At 67.5% G+C, this 15,307-nt stretch carries 11 protein-coding genes; 4 read left to right on the forward strand and 7 right to left on the reverse strand.

Going from position 1 to position 15,307, the window contains the following annotated elements:
- Positions 1-59: 59 nt before the first annotated feature.
- Positions 60-1,022, reverse strand: a complete 963-nt coding sequence (gene coxB / locus G4G00_RS20580; RefSeq protein ID WP_164276191.1) for a cytochrome c oxidase subunit II — start codon at positions 1,020-1,022, stop codon at positions 60-62.
- A gap of 11 nt (positions 1,023-1,033) precedes the next feature.
- Entirely contained in the window at positions 1,034-1,510 is a 477-nt protein-coding gene (locus G4G00_RS20585) for a DUF2244 domain-containing protein (protein ID WP_108748234.1), read from the reverse strand.
- 273 nt (positions 1,511-1,783) lie between these two features.
- Between G4G00_RS20585 and putA the strand changes: the two genes are divergently transcribed.
- The gene (gene putA, locus G4G00_RS20590) at positions 1,784-5,002 is read left to right on the forward strand and encodes a bifunctional proline dehydrogenase/L-glutamate gamma-semialdehyde dehydrogenase PutA (protein ID WP_108751934.1); all 3,219 of its coding nucleotides are present in this window, start codon (positions 1,784-1,786) and stop codon (positions 5,000-5,002) included.
- Between the two features lie 101 nt (positions 5,003-5,103).
- Here putA and G4G00_RS20595 read toward each other — a convergent pair whose 3' ends face one another.
- The 3 genes from G4G00_RS20595 to G4G00_RS20605 all read right to left on the reverse strand — a co-directional run bounded on the left by G4G00_RS20595 (position 5,104) and on the right by G4G00_RS20605 (position 8,398).
- Complete coding sequence (locus G4G00_RS20595; protein ID WP_164276194.1) at positions 5,104-6,174, reverse strand: AAA family ATPase; 1,071 nt, start codon at positions 6,172-6,174, stop codon at positions 5,104-5,106.
- A complete protein-coding gene (gene pnuC, locus G4G00_RS20600) occupies positions 6,161-6,769 on the reverse strand; it encodes a nicotinamide riboside transporter PnuC (RefSeq protein ID WP_164276197.1) in 609 nt (202 codons plus the stop codon). The genes G4G00_RS20595 and pnuC overlap by 14 nt, the downstream gene beginning before the upstream one ends.
- A 201-nt stretch (positions 6,770-6,970) precedes the next feature.
- Positions 6,971-8,398, reverse strand: coding sequence for an outer membrane protein transport protein (locus G4G00_RS20605; protein ID WP_108755193.1), 1,428 nt, complete (start codon positions 8,396-8,398; stop codon positions 6,971-6,973).
- Between the two features lie 225 nt (positions 8,399-8,623).
- Between G4G00_RS20605 and G4G00_RS20610 the strand changes: the two genes are divergently transcribed.
- On the forward strand, positions 8,624-9,316 hold the full coding sequence (locus G4G00_RS20610) for a rhomboid family intramembrane serine protease (RefSeq protein ID WP_108748229.1): 693 nt from the start codon (positions 8,624-8,626) through the stop codon (positions 9,314-9,316).
- A 306-nt stretch (positions 9,317-9,622) separates the two neighbouring features.
- On the opposite strand, the gene G4G00_RS20615 is transcribed toward G4G00_RS20610, so the two are convergent.
- Positions 9,623-11,035: a S41 family peptidase gene (locus tag G4G00_RS20615; RefSeq protein WP_164276200.1), complete on the reverse strand. Its 1,413-nt coding sequence runs from the start codon at positions 11,033-11,035 to the stop codon at positions 9,623-9,625.
- A 107-nt stretch (positions 11,036-11,142) separates the two neighbouring features.
- The gene (locus tag G4G00_RS20620; RefSeq protein WP_164276203.1) at positions 11,143-12,444 is read right to left on the reverse strand and encodes a peptidoglycan DD-metalloendopeptidase family protein; all 1,302 of its coding nucleotides are present in this window, start codon (positions 12,442-12,444) and stop codon (positions 11,143-11,145) included.
- Between the two features lie 94 nt (positions 12,445-12,538).
- On the opposite strand from G4G00_RS20620, the gene G4G00_RS20625 reads away from it, so the two are divergent.
- Together G4G00_RS20625 and G4G00_RS20630 are read left to right on the forward strand one after the other, a co-directional pair.
- Complete coding sequence (locus tag G4G00_RS20625; protein ID WP_108748225.1) at positions 12,539-13,201, forward strand: hypothetical protein; 663 nt, start codon at positions 12,539-12,541, stop codon at positions 13,199-13,201.
- Positions 13,202-13,280: 79 nt separating this feature from the next.
- On the forward strand, positions 13,281-14,993 hold the full coding sequence (locus tag G4G00_RS20630) for a M28 family metallopeptidase (protein WP_164276206.1): 1,713 nt from the start codon (positions 13,281-13,283) through the stop codon (positions 14,991-14,993).
- The last annotated feature ends 314 nt before the right edge of the window (positions 14,994-15,307 follow it).

Raw genomic sequence — 15,307 nt, forward strand, 5'->3', positions numbered from 1 at the left:
TGCAAAACACCTCTCAGAATCGGTTGTCGCCACGGCCGCGAACGGCCGCGGGCTTTACATCACGCGCCGCTGGCCGCGGTGGCAGGTGCGGTGCCGGCTTCGGCTGCTGCCGGGGCTGCCGGCGCAGCCGGAGCTTCGCTGCCAGGCGCGGCCGGTTCGGCCGGTGCCGCAGCAGGCGTGGCCGGTGCGGGCGGTGCCGGCTTGCGCTGGGCCAGCCACTGCTTGAAGTCTTCCTTGGACACCGCCTCGACCACGATCGGCATGAAGCCATGGTCCTTGCCGCACAGCTCGGCGCACTGCCCGCGGTACACACCGGCCTGCTCGATGCTGGTCCACGCTTCATTGATGAAGCCGGGAATGGCGTCCTGCTTCCAGCCCAGCGCCGGCACCCACCAGGCATGGATCACATCGTCGGAGGTGATGACGAAGCGCACCTTGGTATCGACCGGCAGCACCAGGCGGTTGTCCACGTCCAGCAGGTAATGCGGGTGGCTTTCGCGGTCGGGCACGATGCCACTCTGCCGCACCCGGTCCGATTCGCGGTCCAGGCGGCTGGTGAAGGTCACGTTCTCGCCCAGGTATTCGTACTTCCACATCCACTGGTAGCCGGTGATCTTCACCGTCATCTCGGCATCGCGGGTATCGTACATCTTGATCAGGTTGGCCGTGGCCGGCCAGGCCATCACCACCAGGATGATCACCGGAATGACGGTCCAGATGATCTCGGCCTTGGTGTTGTGGCTGAAGGTGGCCGCCACCGCGCCCTTGGACTTGCGGAACTTGAACATCGCATAGCCCATCGCGCCGAACACGATGACCCCGATCACTGTGCAGATGATCAGCGACAGATTGTTCGACTCCCAGGCCAGGCGCGAGGTCTGGGTGACCCCCTTGCCCATGTTCAGCTGCCACGGCTTGGGATCGGCCGCCTGTGCCCAGGCCAGTGCCGGTACCAGTCCCCCGGCCACCACTGCGGCGGCCGCTGCAACGCACTTCGTGCCCCACCTGCTGCTTTGCTTCATTGCCTAGACCCTTAGCGTCGTCGGTTGCCGCCATCGCTGGCGGCGAGCAAGCCTTCAAGCATTTCAGCAAGCGTCTGGCGTTCGGCCGGCGCGAGGAAACTCCCCACCTCCACCTGCCGTCCGCTGGATGCCAGCCGGACCCTCTCATCACCGGTGACCAGGCGTACCCAATGCGGGTGCGCGCGGAACACCGGCGAACCACCGGGCGTGGGGATGACCTCCACACACGCCGGCACTACCCGGATCTCCTCCTGCCGTTCGCCGCTGCGCCACAGGGCGCGCAGGGCGGCTGCCAGCAACAGGCTGTACAGCAGCGCGAACAGGGGGGCGAATACATTGCCAGCCAGCCAACCGACGGCTGAAACCAGCCACATCGCCCCGCCCAACACGGTGAACAACAGGATGAACTGCCGGGCATCGAGCGCCCGTGGGGGACGCAGCCGCAGCTGCGTACCTGACCCATCCGGAGCTGGAAGCACCTCGATCATGTCGCAACCGCGTTCCTGCCGCGGGAAACGTCTCGATGGTAGCCCTGCCCTCTCGCCGGTAGCAAGGGTGCATTCACACTTTTTCCGATGTTGCAATACAGCATGAGCCCGGCGGCACGAATGACGAATTCAGCACAAAAAAGCCCGACTGGGCTGAACAGGCTGAATCCACCGCCATCAGGGGCTATCAGCGTTCATCAGGGGCGCTGGCAGGTCCTTCCCGGCGGCCAAAAAATGATTAAAATCGCCAAGTTTTCCACTGGCCGGACCGGCATGAACGCACCCTCTTCCTCCCCCACCGCCAACGACGCGCCGCGTCCGGGCGCGCTGCTGTCGCCGGAACTGCCGGCGCCCCCCAACCCGTTCCGCCAGGCCATCACCGACGCCTGGTTGAAGGACGAGGCCAGCCACGTGCGTGACCTGCTGGCGCAGGCGCGCCTGCCGGCCGAGGAGCAGGCCAGGGTGCAGGCGCTGGCCGCCGACCTGGTCGGCCGGGTGCGCGTGCGCGCCAAGGACCAGGGCGCGATCGAAGCCTTCATGCGCCAGTACGACCTGGGCAGCGAGGAAGGCGTGCTGCTGATGTGCGTGGCCGAGGCGCTGCTGCGCATTCCCGACCAGGACACCGCCGACAAGCTGATCCGCGACAAGCTGGCCGATGCCGACTGGGAAAAGCACCTGGGCGGCAGCGATTCGGTGCTGGTCAACGCCTCCACCTGGGGCCTGATGCTGACCGGCAAGCTGGTGCAGATGAACGATGCCACCCGCGCCGATGCGCCCAGCGCGTTCAAGCGCCTGGTCGGCCGCGTGGGTGAACCGGTGGTGCGCCTGGCCGTGCGCCAGGCGATGAAGATCATGGGCCACCAGTTCGTGATGGGCCGCACCATCAGCGAAGCACTGGCGCGCTCGCACAAGGGCGACAACGCCAGCTACCGCTATTCCTTCGACATGCTGGGCGAAGGCGCGCTGACCATGAAGGACGCGCTGCGCTACCTGGAAGACTACCGTCGAGCGATCCACGCCATCGGCGGTGATCACAAGGCACGCGGCGGCCGCCCCGACGGCGACGTCAACAACGCACCGGGCATCTCGATCAAGCTGTCGGCGCTGTACCCGCGCTACGAACATGCCAAGCGCGCACGCGTGCTGAAGGACCTGGTGCCGGGCGTGCTGGAACTGGCGCAGCTGGCCAAGAGCTACGGCATCGGCTGCACCGTCGACGCCGAAGAATCGGACCGCCTGGAACTGTCGCTGGACATCATCGAACAGGTGTTCTCCGACGCCTCGCTGGCCGGCTGGGATGGCTTCGGCGTGGTCGTGCAGGCGTACCAGAAGCGTACCCCGTACACCATCGACCACCTGGCCGACATGGCGCGCCGCGCCGGTCGCCGCCTGCAGGTGCGCCTGGTGAAGGGCGCCTACTGGGATGCCGAGATCAAGCGCGCACAGATCGAAGGCTATCCGGGCTACCCGGTGTTCACCCGCAAGCAGAACACCGACGTGTCCTACCTGGCCTGCGCCAAGCGTCTGTTCACCCATGCCGACGCGATCTACCCGATGTTCGCCACGCACAACGCGCACACCATCGCCGCGGTGCGCAGCATCGCCAACGGTGGCGTGTACGAGCACCAGAAGCTGCACGGCATGGGCGATGACCTGTACGCCGAAGTGGTGCCGGCCGATCGCCTGGGCCTGCCCTGCCGCGTGTACGCGCCGGTCGGTTCGCACGAAGACCTGCTGCCGTACCTGGTGCGCCGCCTGCTGGAAAACGGCGCCAACTCCAGCTTCGTCAACCGCATCACCGACGAGCGCGTGCCAATCGCCGACCTGGTCCGCGACCCGGTCGAGATGGTCGCCTCGTTCGAATCGATTCCGCACCCCAAGATCCCGCTGCCGGTTGACCTGCTGCGCAGCCAGAACCACGACAGGAAGAACTCCATGGGCGCCAACCTCGCCAACGACAACGAACTGCGCGCCCTGGCCGAGCAGATCAACGCTGCAGTAAAGCCGTGGCAGGCCGCGCCGCTGGTGCCGGGTGCGGTCACCACCGGTGCCTCGCTGCCGGTCACCAACCCGGCCGACAGCCGCGACGTGGTGGGCCAGTGGCAGGCCGCCGACGCCGCCACCGTGCAGAAGGCGCTGGCCAATGCCGTGGCCGCGCAGCCGGCCTGGAACCGTACCCCGGCCGCCAGCCGCGCCGCCATCCTGGAACACGCCGCCGACCAGCTGGAAGCGCGCATGCCCGAGTTCATGGCGCTGTGCGTGAAGGAGGCCGGCAAGAGCCTGCCCGACGGCATTGCCGAAGTGCGCGAAGCGGTGGATTTCCTGCGCTACTACGCCAAGCAGGCGCGCGAGCAGTTCAGCCACGCCGAGAAGCTGCCCAGCCCGACCGGTGAATCCAACGAGCTGCAGCTGCACGGCCGCGGCGTGTTCGTCTGCATCAGCCCGTGGAACTTCCCGCTGGCGATCTTCCTGGGCCAGGTGGCCGCTGCCCTGGCCGCCGGCAACAGCGTGATCGCCAAGCCGGCCGAGCAGACCAACCTGATCGGCTACTACGCGGTGAAGCTGCTGCACGACGCCGGCGTGCCGGCCGAGGTGGTGCAGTTCCTGCCGGGCGACGGTGCCACCGTCGGTGCCGCGCTGACCGCCGATCCGCGCGTGGCCGGCGTGGCCTTCACCGGCTCCACCGAAACCGCCCGCGCGATCAACCGCGCCATGGCCGCGCGCGACGCCGCCATCGGCGTGCTGATTGCCGAAACCGGCGGCCAGAACGCCTTCATCGCCGACTCTTCGGCGCTGCCGGAACAGCTGGTCAAGGACGCCATCGGTTCGGCCTTCACCTCCGCTGGCCAGCGCTGCTCGGCCGCGCGCGTGCTGTTCGTGCAGGACGACATCGCCGACAAGGTGATGACCATGCTGGCCGGCGCAATGAAGGAACTGAAGGTCGGCAACCCCGGCCTGCTGTCCACCGACGTCGGCCCGGTGATCGACGCCGACGCGCTGAAGATCCTGCAGGACCACGCCGAGCGCATGGACCGCGAAGCGCGCCTGATCGCCGCTGCCGAACTGTCCGCCGAAGCCGCCCATGGCACCTTCTTCGCACCGCGTGCGTACGAACTGAAGGATCTGGGCCAGCTGCAGAAGGAAGTCTTCGGCCCGGTGCTGCACGTGATCCGCTGGAAGGGTGAGCAGCTGGATGCGGTGATCGACCAGATCAACGCCACTGGCTACGGCCTGACGCTGGGCGTGCATTCGCGCATCGACGAAACCGTGGACCGCATCAGCAACGGCGTCCACGTCGGCAACGTCTACGTCAACCGCAACCAGATCGGTGCGGTGGTGGGCGTGCAGCCGTTCGGTGGCCAGGGCCTGTCCGGCACCGGCCCCAAGGCCGGCGGCCCGCACTACCTGCTGCGCTTCGCCACTGAAAAGACGGTGACGGTGAACACCACCGCCGCCGGTGGCAATGCCTCGCTGCTGACCCTGGGCGACTAAGACACCCCTCCCTTCCACGGGTGTGATGGATGCACGGAAAACCCCGCGAAAGCGGGGTTTTTTGTGTCCTTCCGGTGGCGCCAGGCGATGCCCGGCCTCGCTTACCCGGCCACCACACTGAAGCGGTTGTCCGCGCGCATCGCCAGCTCGGCCTGTACCCGCGCCACCCGCGCGTCCAGATCGCCTTCCAGCAGCACATATGGCACCCCACGCGCCTGCAGCTGCTGCAGGTACCACGCGTGCTGCCGTGCGCGGAATTCCACGCCCACGCGCGTGCCATCCTGCTCGAAGGGAATGTCCGGCGCGCACAGGAACAGCAGGTCGTAGGGCCGCGCTGCGGCGCGCTGCAGCTCCGCTGGCGCGGTCTGGAACATCCAGCCGCTGTAGCCCAGGGTGACCAGCGGGGTGGTATCGCAGAACAGCCAACGGTGCGCGTGCTGCGCCGCCTGCTCTTCATGCTGCGGCTGGGTCGCGGCGATGCGCAGCAGATCCTGCGCGTGCAGCTCGCCGCCCTGCTTTTCCCACAACGTACGGCCGAACTCGGGCACCCAGGCCGTGCCCAGGCGTTCGCCCAGCACCCGCGCCAAGGTGCTCTTGCCGGTGGATTCGCCGCCGATGAAGGCGACGCGCTGCACGTGGTCGGCATACACCGCCGGCGACAGGCTGCTGCGGTGTGCATGCGGATCAGCACGCAGCTGCGTACCACTGGCCTGGCCGATGTCGGTCGCGCGGTCCAGCCGGTGATGCTGCACTCGTGCAGCGAAATACTGGGCCAGGGCGGCAGCGAAACCATCGCCGTAGTCTTCGCCGGTGAATACCGCCTGCACCGGCCCACCAAACAGCGCCAGGCACAGCCACGCGGTGAAGGCGCGCTGCACCTGCTCGCTTTCGCTGTCCTGCGGCAGCGCGCGCAGCGGCACGCCATGCGCGCGGCACAGGGCGGCCAGGCGGTCGTCATCCAGCACCGCGACGGTCGCCTGCGGAAAGCGCGCACGCAGCCAGCGCTCGCGCCGCCCGGCGCTGTAACCGGCGAACCCCGGCTGCGACCAGCCGATCACCAGCAGCTGTTGGCAGCGCGCGGCGGCGAATTCGATCAGCCGTTCGTGGCCGCGGTGCAGCGGGCAGAACTTGCCCACCACCAACCCACGCGGCACCGTGTCAGGCAGTGGCATCGGCTGCGCCCGCCGCCGCACGGTCGGCGCGCATCAGCGTGCGCCAATGGCGCAGCGCCACCAGCGCATTGATCCAGAAACCGATGTACAGGATCGAGGTCAGGTGCAGGCCCCGGCTGTAGTACAGCGGCACCGCAATGGTGTTCACCAGCAGCCACACCCACCACGATTCCAGCTTGCGCTGCATCATCAGGATCTGCGCGATCACGCTCAGCACCAGCACTGCCGAATCGATGTAGGGCGCATAGGCCTGGGTCAGGCGGGTCAGCATCCAGCCATAGCCCAGCGTGCCCACCACCGCCAGCGGCAGCAGCCACGCCCAGGCGCGCGGGTGCAGCGAGGTGATCGGCAACGGCGCGCCGTGGTCACCCCGCAGCCATTGCCACCAGCCCAGCACGCTGATGACGATGAAGAAGCCCTGCAGCACCATGTCGGCATACAGGTGCGAACGCTCGAACACTGCAGCGAACAGCGCGCAGCCGACGATGCCCAGCCACCAGGTGTGCACGTTGTTGCGCCCGGCCAGCAGGATCGAGCCGGCCACGGCGATGTTGGCAGCCAGCTCCAGCTGGAAATTGGGATCGGACAGGTTCATGCCGCTATTGTCGTCGATCCACGCGACGCGCGTGGGCGGCCATGACCGGATCGGTGCACGCGACGTGGATGGCCCCAGTAGATCCACGCCATGCGTGGATGACCCACCACCCGTAGATCCACGCCATGCGTGGATGGCCCACAAAAAGAAAGCCCCGCTTGCGCGGGGCTCTCCCTGTACTGCGTCAGGCCGTGGCCTTTATCAGAACTTGTACTGCATCGAAGCGGCCAGCACGTCGCCGGTCACCTTGTACTTGCCGGTCACGGTGTTGCCAGTGGCCGAGGTCGAGGTGATGTTCGGATCCTTGGTGAACAGGTGGGTGTAGCCCACGCTGTATTCCATCTTCTCCGACGGGGCCCAGGTCAGACCCAGCGACAGCCACTTGCGGGTGGTGTCCGGCACGCGCACGTCGCGGTGGGCGTCGGTGGTCGGGGTCTGGTCGTACGCCAGGCCGCCGCGCAGGGTCAGCTGCTCGTTCAGACGGTACTCGGTACCGATCGAAGCGAAGGTGGTGTCGCGGTAGTGGAACGGCAGCACGCTGTCGGGCTGGTTGGAATCGTAGTCAACCGTGACCTGGTCGAACTTGCTCCACGCGGTGCGCGAAACGTCGGCCATGATCTTCCACTGGTCGTTCACGCGGTGGCTGACGCTGACCGTGGCGCTGGCCGGCAGGGTGATGGTGGCGCGGCCGTTGCTGTCAACGAAGGTACCCGGGGCAGCGCTGGCCAGGAACGCGGCCGCAGCCGGGGTCATGGTGAAGTCGGCCTTGCCGTCGGTGATCTTGTGTTCCACTTCCGAGCGGTAGCTGAAGGCGATGTTGGTGCCTTCCACCGGGCTGACGGTCATGCCCAGGGTGTAACCCACGGACATTTCGTCGCCCTTGATGCGCAGGTAGCCATCGGCGGTACCCGGCGAGAAGCCCAGCTGGGCAGCCTGGATTCCGGCCTGGCGGGCAGCGGCAGCGGCCTGGGCCTGGGTGCCGCCACGGGCCAGCACGGTGGCAGCAGCACGCTGCTGGGCGCTGGCGTTGATGGCGGTGCCGGCATCGACGGCGCTGGTCAGGTCAACGTCCAGGCGCTCGACGAACACCGACGCACCGAAGGACAGGTACGGGTTCACGTCGTAGGAGAACGCGGCGCCCAGGTCGACGGCCTGCAGTTCGGTCTTCACGCCGTTGTAGCGGCCGACCCAGTCACGGTCGTATTCGGTCTTGAAGCCGAACGGCACCGACAGCGACACACCGAAGTGCATATTGTCCTTTTCGCCGAACGGCACGTGGAAGTAAGCGGCCGGAACCGGGGCGATCATGCCGGCGTCGCCGCCGTTGCCGCCGGAAATCGGGGCGCCGTTGCCGTACTGGCCTTCGCCGCGGAACTTGGCGCCGAAGCTGATGGCGCTCACGTCACCCTGGAACTGGGTGCCGTCGAGCAGGCGCATCGAGGCCGGGTTGGTGGCGACCACCGAGGCATCGCCTTCGGCAGAGGTCGAGCCGGCGAACGCGCGGCCGAGGCCCTTGGCGCTGTTTTCCTTCAGCTGGAAGGCAGCGGCGTTGGCATCGGCGGCGGCCAGCGCACCGGCAACGCCGACGGCCAGCAGGGTCAGTCGGGCAATGGTGGAAGCAGTTTGCATCGTGTTCTCTCTCCGGTAAGCGGTGATGGTGCTCTGAGTGCGCCTGCGCCTACCGGACCCGAAGGCCCGCCAGAACGCGCCGGATTCCCCTCCCGACATACGACGCCGTATGCGAGTATCACTCAGAGACGTTAATGAAACAATAACAGCAGCGGGGCTTTTCCCTTCGCAAAACATGAACAGGCGCCTCCCCGCACAATGCCCGCGCACGCTAGGCTAGCGCCCATGTTCGTCTCGCTCCCCTCACGCAAGAAGGCGGCCCTGCGCTGGGCCACGCCCGTGCTGTTTGCGTCAGTGTGGCTGGCGTTCCTGTGGTCGATCTCGCGCCCGGACGACGCCCGTCGCAGCCTCTGGCTGGACTGGGGGGCCCTGTCCACCGGCCTGACCCACCCGCTGGACTACTGGGCCACCCTGCAGGACGGCAGCGTGCTGCGCCTGTTCACCGCCCTGTTCCTGCACGCCGACTGGTCGCACCTGCTGGGCAACCTGGTGTTCCTGCTGATCTTCGGCCTGCCCGCCGAGCGCGTGCTGGGCCCGTGGCGGTTGCTGCTGCTGTTCCTGCTGGGCGGGGCGGTATCGAACCTGGTGGCGATCTACACCATGGGCAGCCCGGACCAGATCATCATCGGCGCCAGTGGCGCGGTGTCGGCGCTGATCGGCGCCTATCTGGCGCTGTTCCCCGGCGCGCGGCTGGGGGTGGTCATTCCACTGGGCCTGTTCCTGGAATTCGTGCGCGCCCCGGCCTACCTGCTGATCGGCGTGTGGGCTGCGTTGCAGGTGGTGTTCGCCTACATCGGCCCGACCTTCGGCATGGTGGCCTGGTGGGCGCACATCGGCGGCTTCCTGTTCGGCCTGCTCTACGGCGTCTACGTGCGCGCCGCGATCGCCCGCAAGCTGCGCAAGCGCCACGGCTTCTAGCCATCTTCTCCGTAGAGTCGAGCTTGCTCGACTGCTCTGGCCTGTCCGTAGAGTCGAGCTTGCTCGACTGCTCTTGCCTGTCCGTAGAGTCGAGCTTGCTCGACTGCTCTTGCCTGTCCGTAGAGTCGAGCTTGCTCGACTGCTCTTGCCCCTCGGTAGAGTCGAGCTTGCTCGACTGCTCTTGCCCCTCGGTAGAGTCGAGCTTGCTCGACTGCTTCAGGCAAAAACAGTCGAGCAAGCTCGACTCTACCGATCGCGTGCGTCAGCGCAGGGGAACACATCGCCGGGCATGGCCCGGCGCTACCATCAGGGCTTGGTCGGGGCCGGCGCGGGCTTTGCTTCCGGCTTCGCTTCGGCCTTTGCCGGTGGCTTGGCTGCGGCAGCCTTGGCGGCCTCGGCCTTCAGCCGCGCGGCCACCGAACCGGGGTTCTTCAGTTCGGCCAGAGCGTCGTCAATCGGGCCATCACCCGGCAGCACGGCGCCGGCGCTGTAGCCCTCGGTGCCTTCGTCGTCGCCACGCAGGTGGCCCGGCAGGGTCGCCTCGCTGTAGTCGCTCAGACTGGCTGGCAGCGCGTCTTCTTCCGGCGTGGGCGCCGGCTTCAGTTCCACGTCCGGCACGATGCCGGTGGCCTGGATCGATTTGCCACTGGGCGTGTAGTAGCGCGCGGTGGTCAGCTTCACCGAATCGCCGTTGTCCAGCGGCAGCACGGTCTGCACCGAGCCCTTGCCGAAGGTGCGGCTGCCGACCACGCGTGCCCGCTGGTTGTCGCGCAGCGCACCGGCCAGCACTTCCGACGCACTGGCCGAACCGGCATCGACCAGCACCACCACCGGCGCGCCCTTCAGCAGGTCGCCCGGGGTGGCGTCGAAGCGTGCGTCGCTGATGCGGATGCGGCCGCGCGTGCTGACGATGTTGCCCTTTTCCAGCAGATCGTCGGCCACCTGCACGGCGGCCGTCAGCAGACCACCGGGGTTGCTGCGCAGATCCAGCACCAGGCCCTTCAGGCTGCCGCCAGACTGCTTCTGCAGCTGCTGCACGTGCTTCTGGAAATCGGCGCCGGTGTCGGCCTGGAACGTGGCCAGGCGGATATAGCCGTAACCCGGTTCCAGCAGGCGGCTGCGCACGCTGGTCACGCGGATGGTCTGCCGGGTGAGCGGCACATCGAACGGCTTGGGCTTGCCGTCGCGCACGATGGTCAGCACCACCTTGCTGCCGGCCGGGCCGCGCAGCGGTTCGCTGGCATCGATGGCGCTGATCGGCTTGCCGTCGATGGCGATGATCAGATCGCCCGCCAGGATGCCGGCCTTGGCCGCCGGCGTATCGTCAATTGGCGAAATCACCTTCATCGAAGCGTTGTCGGGCTGCTGCTGCAGCTCCACGCCAATGCCTTCATAGGCGCCGTTGGCCTGTTCGTCGAAGGCCTCGGCGTCTTCCTTGTTGAAATAGGTGCTGTGCGGATCCAGGTCCAGCAGCAGGCCACGCACCGCCGACTGCATCAGCTTGTTGTCGTCCACCGGGTCCACGTAGGCCGCACGCACGGCGTTGTAGACCGCCACGAAGCGCCGGATATCTTCCAGCGGCACCTTCGATGTCACCGCCTCTTCGTTGCTGGCGGCCTGCGCCGGGGTTTCGGCAGCGGCCGCAGGCGCGGTCTGCTGCGCCCAGGACAACGCTGGCAACAAGGCCAGCAAGAGGGTGGCGGTACGGGCTGCGCGCATGGATCACTCCTGTCGACGGTGGCATCGTGCCCAAGGCACATGCACCGATTATGCGCGAAGCGTGGGTAAATTCCCGTTGAATCCCGCGGCCACGCGGCCGCCAGGATTCAGCGGCGCTGCAGCCAGCTGTCCGGATTGACCGGTTGGCCACCGCGGCGCAGTTCGAAGTACAGCGCGGTGACGCCCTGGCCGCCGGAGTTGCCGACCTTGGCCACCGCATCGCCGCGGCTGACGCGCGCGCCGGCATCCTTCAGCAGGGTGTCGTTGTGCGCGTACAGGCTCATGTAGCCATTGCCGTGGTCGACGATCAGGATCATGCCGTAGCCGGTCATCCAGTCGGAGAACACCACGGTGCCATCGGCCACCGCCGTGACCGTGCTGCCGGCCGGCGCACCGATCAGCACGCCGCTGCTGGTACGGCCATCGGGCAGCTTGCCGCCGTAGCGGGCCAGCAGATTGCCCGACAGCGGCCAGCCCAGGCCGCCGACCTTCGGCGCGGGCGCCGAGGCCACCGCCGGCGGTACCTTGGTGGGCGGCGCCGGGCGGCCTTCGGCCTTGGCTTGGCGGGCCGCTTTCTCGGCCGCCGCCTTTTCCGCCGCCGCCTTGCGTGCAGCGGCGCGGCGCTCGGCTTCGGCGCGCGCGGCAGCGGCGCGCAGATTGGCCAGCAGGGTTTCCAGCGCCTTGGCATCCTGGCCCAGCGCCTGTTCCTTCTCGCGCCGGTCCTTGAAGCGTTCTTCCAGCGATGCCACCGTCTGCGCCCGTTCGCGGCGGTCGGCGGCCAGGGTGGCGGCCTGCTGCTTCTGGTCGCGCTGGGCGCCCTGGAGGTGCTGTTGGCGCTCGGCGATCTGGGCCTGCAGCGTTTCCAGTTCCTGCAGATCCGCGGTGAGGTTGGCGATGCGCTCGGCGCGCTCGCGCTGCAGGTAACGGTGGTAGGCCAGGGCGCGGTTGGCATCGGCCGCGGTGTCCTGCGACAGCAGCAGCTTCAGCGGCGCGTGATTGCCCAACTGGTAGGCCGCGCGCAGCAGGCCGGCCAGTTCGCGGTGCTGCTTGGCCAGGGTGGCCTGCAGTTCGTTGCGGCGCTGCTCGGCCTGGGCCAAGGCCTGGGCCTGTTCGCGCAGCGCGCTTTCAGTCTGGGCCAGGCTGCGGCCACTGCGGGCCACTTTTTCGTCGGCCTCGCGCAGTTGCCGCGATGCCTGGCCACGCTGGCCCTCGATCTGCCGGCGCTCCTGCGCCACGTCCTTCAGCTCGCTGCGCAGCTTCTGCAGCTTGCGCTCGGCCTCGCGGGTGGACGCGGTCTGCGCCCCGCCCGGCACCGGCAGTGCCAGCGCCAAGGCCAGCCCCAGCAACAGGCAACGCGCGCCGCGGGCGGCGATGTGATGCTGGCGTGAGGGGAAGACGTTGTGGCGCAAGGGCTTTCCAGTGACTTCAGGCAGTTGCAGGGGGTGCCGGGGAATGGTGACATCTCCGCACGCGGCCTGCCAGCCGCACAACAACGAGGTCCCCATGAAAACCCATTCCATTCCGCTGCTGTTGGGCCTGCTGCTGGCCGCCGCGCCGCTGGCGGCGCAGGAAAACATCAGCAAGGTCAACGGCAGCATCGGCGCCGATCCGGGCCAGCGCTACGGCAAGCTGGACACCGTCAATGGCAGCATCCGCGTGGGCGAAGGCGTGGAAACCGGCAGCATCGACACCGTCAACGGCGGGGTGACCGTGGCCGACCGCGCACGCACCGGCAGCATCGAGACGGTGAACGGTGGCGTTCGCCTGGGCCGCGAGGTGATCGCCCACGGCGATGTCAGCACGGTCAACGGCAGCATCTTCAGCGATGCCGGCAGCCAGATCGAAGGCGGCGTGGAAACGGTCAACGGTGGCATCGGCCTGGTCAGCAGCCGGGTGCGCAAGGACGTGGAAACGGTGAACGGTGACATCACCGTCGGCATCGGTTCGCAGGTGTCCGGTGGCGTACACGTGCGCAAGCCGAACTTCAGCGTCTCGCTTACCACCAGCCGCAAGCCGCGCATCATCATCGGCCCCAATGCCGTGGTCAGTGGCCCGCTGGAATTCGAGCGCGAGGTGGTGCTGTACGTGCACCGCAGCGCCCGCATCGGTCCGGTCACCGGCGCCGACGCCATCCCGTTCGACACCGATACCGCCCCGGCGGATTGACGTCGTGCTGCACCGGGGACTGATCCCCGCTACCTGGCCGTGCCTGGCGCGGCCCCCATCTGTATCCAGGATACCGACGATGCCCCGTAAACTCCTTCTGTGCCTGGCCGCTGCGGCCGCGCTCAGCGCCTGCAAGGGCGAAGACACGCCCGCCGCCGCGCCGGCCACCGACACCGCTGCGGCGGCCAAGCCGGCCAACCACGCGTTCTCGCCGGACATCAACGCCGCCGATTTCAGCGAGATGGTGAAGACCCTGGGCTCGGATGAGTTCGAAGGCCGCGCCCCCGGCAGCAAGGGCGAAGAGCTGACGGTCAACTACATCCGCGACCAGATGCAGCGCATCGGCCTGCAGCCGGGCAACGGTGACAGCTGGTTCCAGGACGTGCCGATGACCGAAACCACGGCCGATGAATCGACCGTGCTGAAGATCGAGCAGGGCGGCAAGAGCACCGAGCTGAAGTTCGGCACCGACATGGTGGTCGGCACCCGTACCGGCCAGACCGAAGTGAAGCTGGATGCCAGCAACCTGGTGTTCGTCGGCTACGGCGTGGACGCGCCGGAGCAGAAGTGGAACGACTACCAGGGCCAGGACTGGAAGGGCAAGACGGTAGTCATGTTCGTCAATGACCCGGGCTTCCACGTCGACGACCAGACCCTGTTCGACGGCAAGCGCATGACCTATTACGGCCGCTGGACCTACAAGTTCGAAGAGGCCGCGCGCAAGGGCGCCGCCGGCGCACTGATCGTGCATGACACCGCCGGCGCCTCCTATGGCTGGGATGTGGTGAAGAACTCCTGGGCCGGCCCGCAGTACGACCTGCCGGCCAAGGATGATCCGGAGCGCCGTCTGCCGGTGCAGGGCTGGCTGAGTGCCGAGGCCGCCAAGGCGCTGTTCGCCGGTGCCGGCCTGGACCTGGCCCAGGCCTACAAGGACGCCAGCAAGCGCGGCTTCAAGCCGGTACCGCTGCAGGCCACCGCCTCGGTCGACCTGAAGAGCCAGGTCGCGCAAAAGCAGTCGCGCAACGTGGTGGGCGTGCTGCCGGGCAGCAAGCGTGCCGACGAAGCGGTGCTGTACATGGCCCACTGGGACCATCTGGGCAAGCATGAGGGCGAGGAAGGCGACAACATCTACAACGGTGCTGTGGACAACGCCACCGGCGTGGCCGGCATCCTGGAAGTGGCCGAAGCCATGGCCCACCAGGACCCGAAGCCGGAGCGCTCGGTGGTGTTCCTGGCGGTCACCCTGGAAGAGTCGGGCCTGCTGGGTTCGAAGTACTACGTGGCCCACCCGACCTTCCCGCTGGACAAGATTGCCGGGGTGATCAACATCGACGCGATGTCGGTGGCCGGCCGTGCCAAGGACGTGACCGTGACCGGCTTCGGCAGTTCCGAGCTGGAAGACATCCTGAAGCCGCTGGCGGCCGCACAGGACCGTACCCTGCACGGTGAAACCTCGGTGCAGAGCGGCTTCTACTTCCGTTCCGACCACTTCAACTTCGCCAAGGCCGGTGTGCCGGCCCTGTATGCCGATGGCGGTGAAGACCTGCGCGACGGCGGCGTTGACGCCGGCCGCAAGGCGGCGACCGACTACGGCAACAACCGCTACCACGGCCCGAAGGATGAGTTCGACGCGGCCACCTGGAAGCTGGATGGCACCGTGGAAGATCTGCAGCTGATGTACGGCGTGGGCAAGGAACTGGCGGGCGGCGATCGCTGGCCGAACTGGTACGAAGGCAATCCCTTCAAGGCCGCCCGCGACACCATGATGAAGAACAAGGCCTCGGCCCCGTAGCGTCGAGCTTGCTCGACAGATTCACCTGGACAAGGAAGCGGCGCCCCACGGGGCGCCGTTTTTTTGTGCCACCGCCAGGGGGGCCAACCTTGGTTGGTACTCCATCCACTCAGTCGAGCAAGCTCGACTCTACGGTAGGTGCCAACCTTGGTTGGCACTCCGTCCACGCGTGGCGTGGATCTACCGGGCGCTTGGTTTCGCGCAAAGAAAAACCCCGCTGCGTGAGCAGCGGGGTTTTGGGTGTAAACCCTGGCGATGACCTACTCTCGCATGGCTTGAGCCACACTACCATCGGCGCAGCTGCGTTTCACTTC

It is taken from the genome of Stenotrophomonas sp. B1-1 (assembly GCF_010894375.1).
GTDB lineage: Bacteria > Pseudomonadota > Gammaproteobacteria > Xanthomonadales > Xanthomonadaceae > Stenotrophomonas.

Coding starts and splice junctions, on each gene's coding strand:
- G4G00_RS20615 (WP_164276200.1), bottom strand. CDS start 11,035: ATGCGCGCAGCCCGTACCGCCACCCTCTTGCTGGCCTTGTTGCCAGCG.
- G4G00_RS20585 (WP_108748234.1), bottom strand. CDS start 1,510: ATGATCGAGGTGCTTCCAGCTCCGGATGGGTCAGGTACGCAGCTGCGG.
- G4G00_RS20610 (WP_108748229.1), top strand. CDS start 8,624: ATGTTCGTCTCGCTCCCCTCACGCAAGAAGGCGGCCCTGCGCTGGGCC.
- putA (WP_108751934.1), top strand. CDS start 1,784: ATGAACGCACCCTCTTCCTCCCCCACCGCCAACGACGCGCCGCGTCCG.
- G4G00_RS20625 (WP_108748225.1), top strand. CDS start 12,539: ATGAAAACCCATTCCATTCCGCTGCTGTTGGGCCTGCTGCTGGCCGCC.
- G4G00_RS20605 (WP_108755193.1), bottom strand. CDS start 8,398: ATGCAAACTGCTTCCACCATTGCCCGACTGACCCTGCTGGCCGTCGGC.
- G4G00_RS20595 (WP_164276194.1), bottom strand. CDS start 6,174: ATGCCACTGCCTGACACGGTGCCGCGTGGGTTGGTGGTGGGCAAGTTC.
- pnuC (WP_164276197.1), bottom strand. CDS start 6,769: ATGAACCTGTCCGATCCCAATTTCCAGCTGGAGCTGGCTGCCAACATC.
- coxB (WP_164276191.1), bottom strand. CDS start 1,022: ATGAAGCAAAGCAGCAGGTGGGGCACGAAGTGCGTTGCAGCGGCCGCC.
- G4G00_RS20630 (WP_164276206.1), top strand. CDS start 13,281: ATGCCCCGTAAACTCCTTCTGTGCCTGGCCGCTGCGGCCGCGCTCAGC.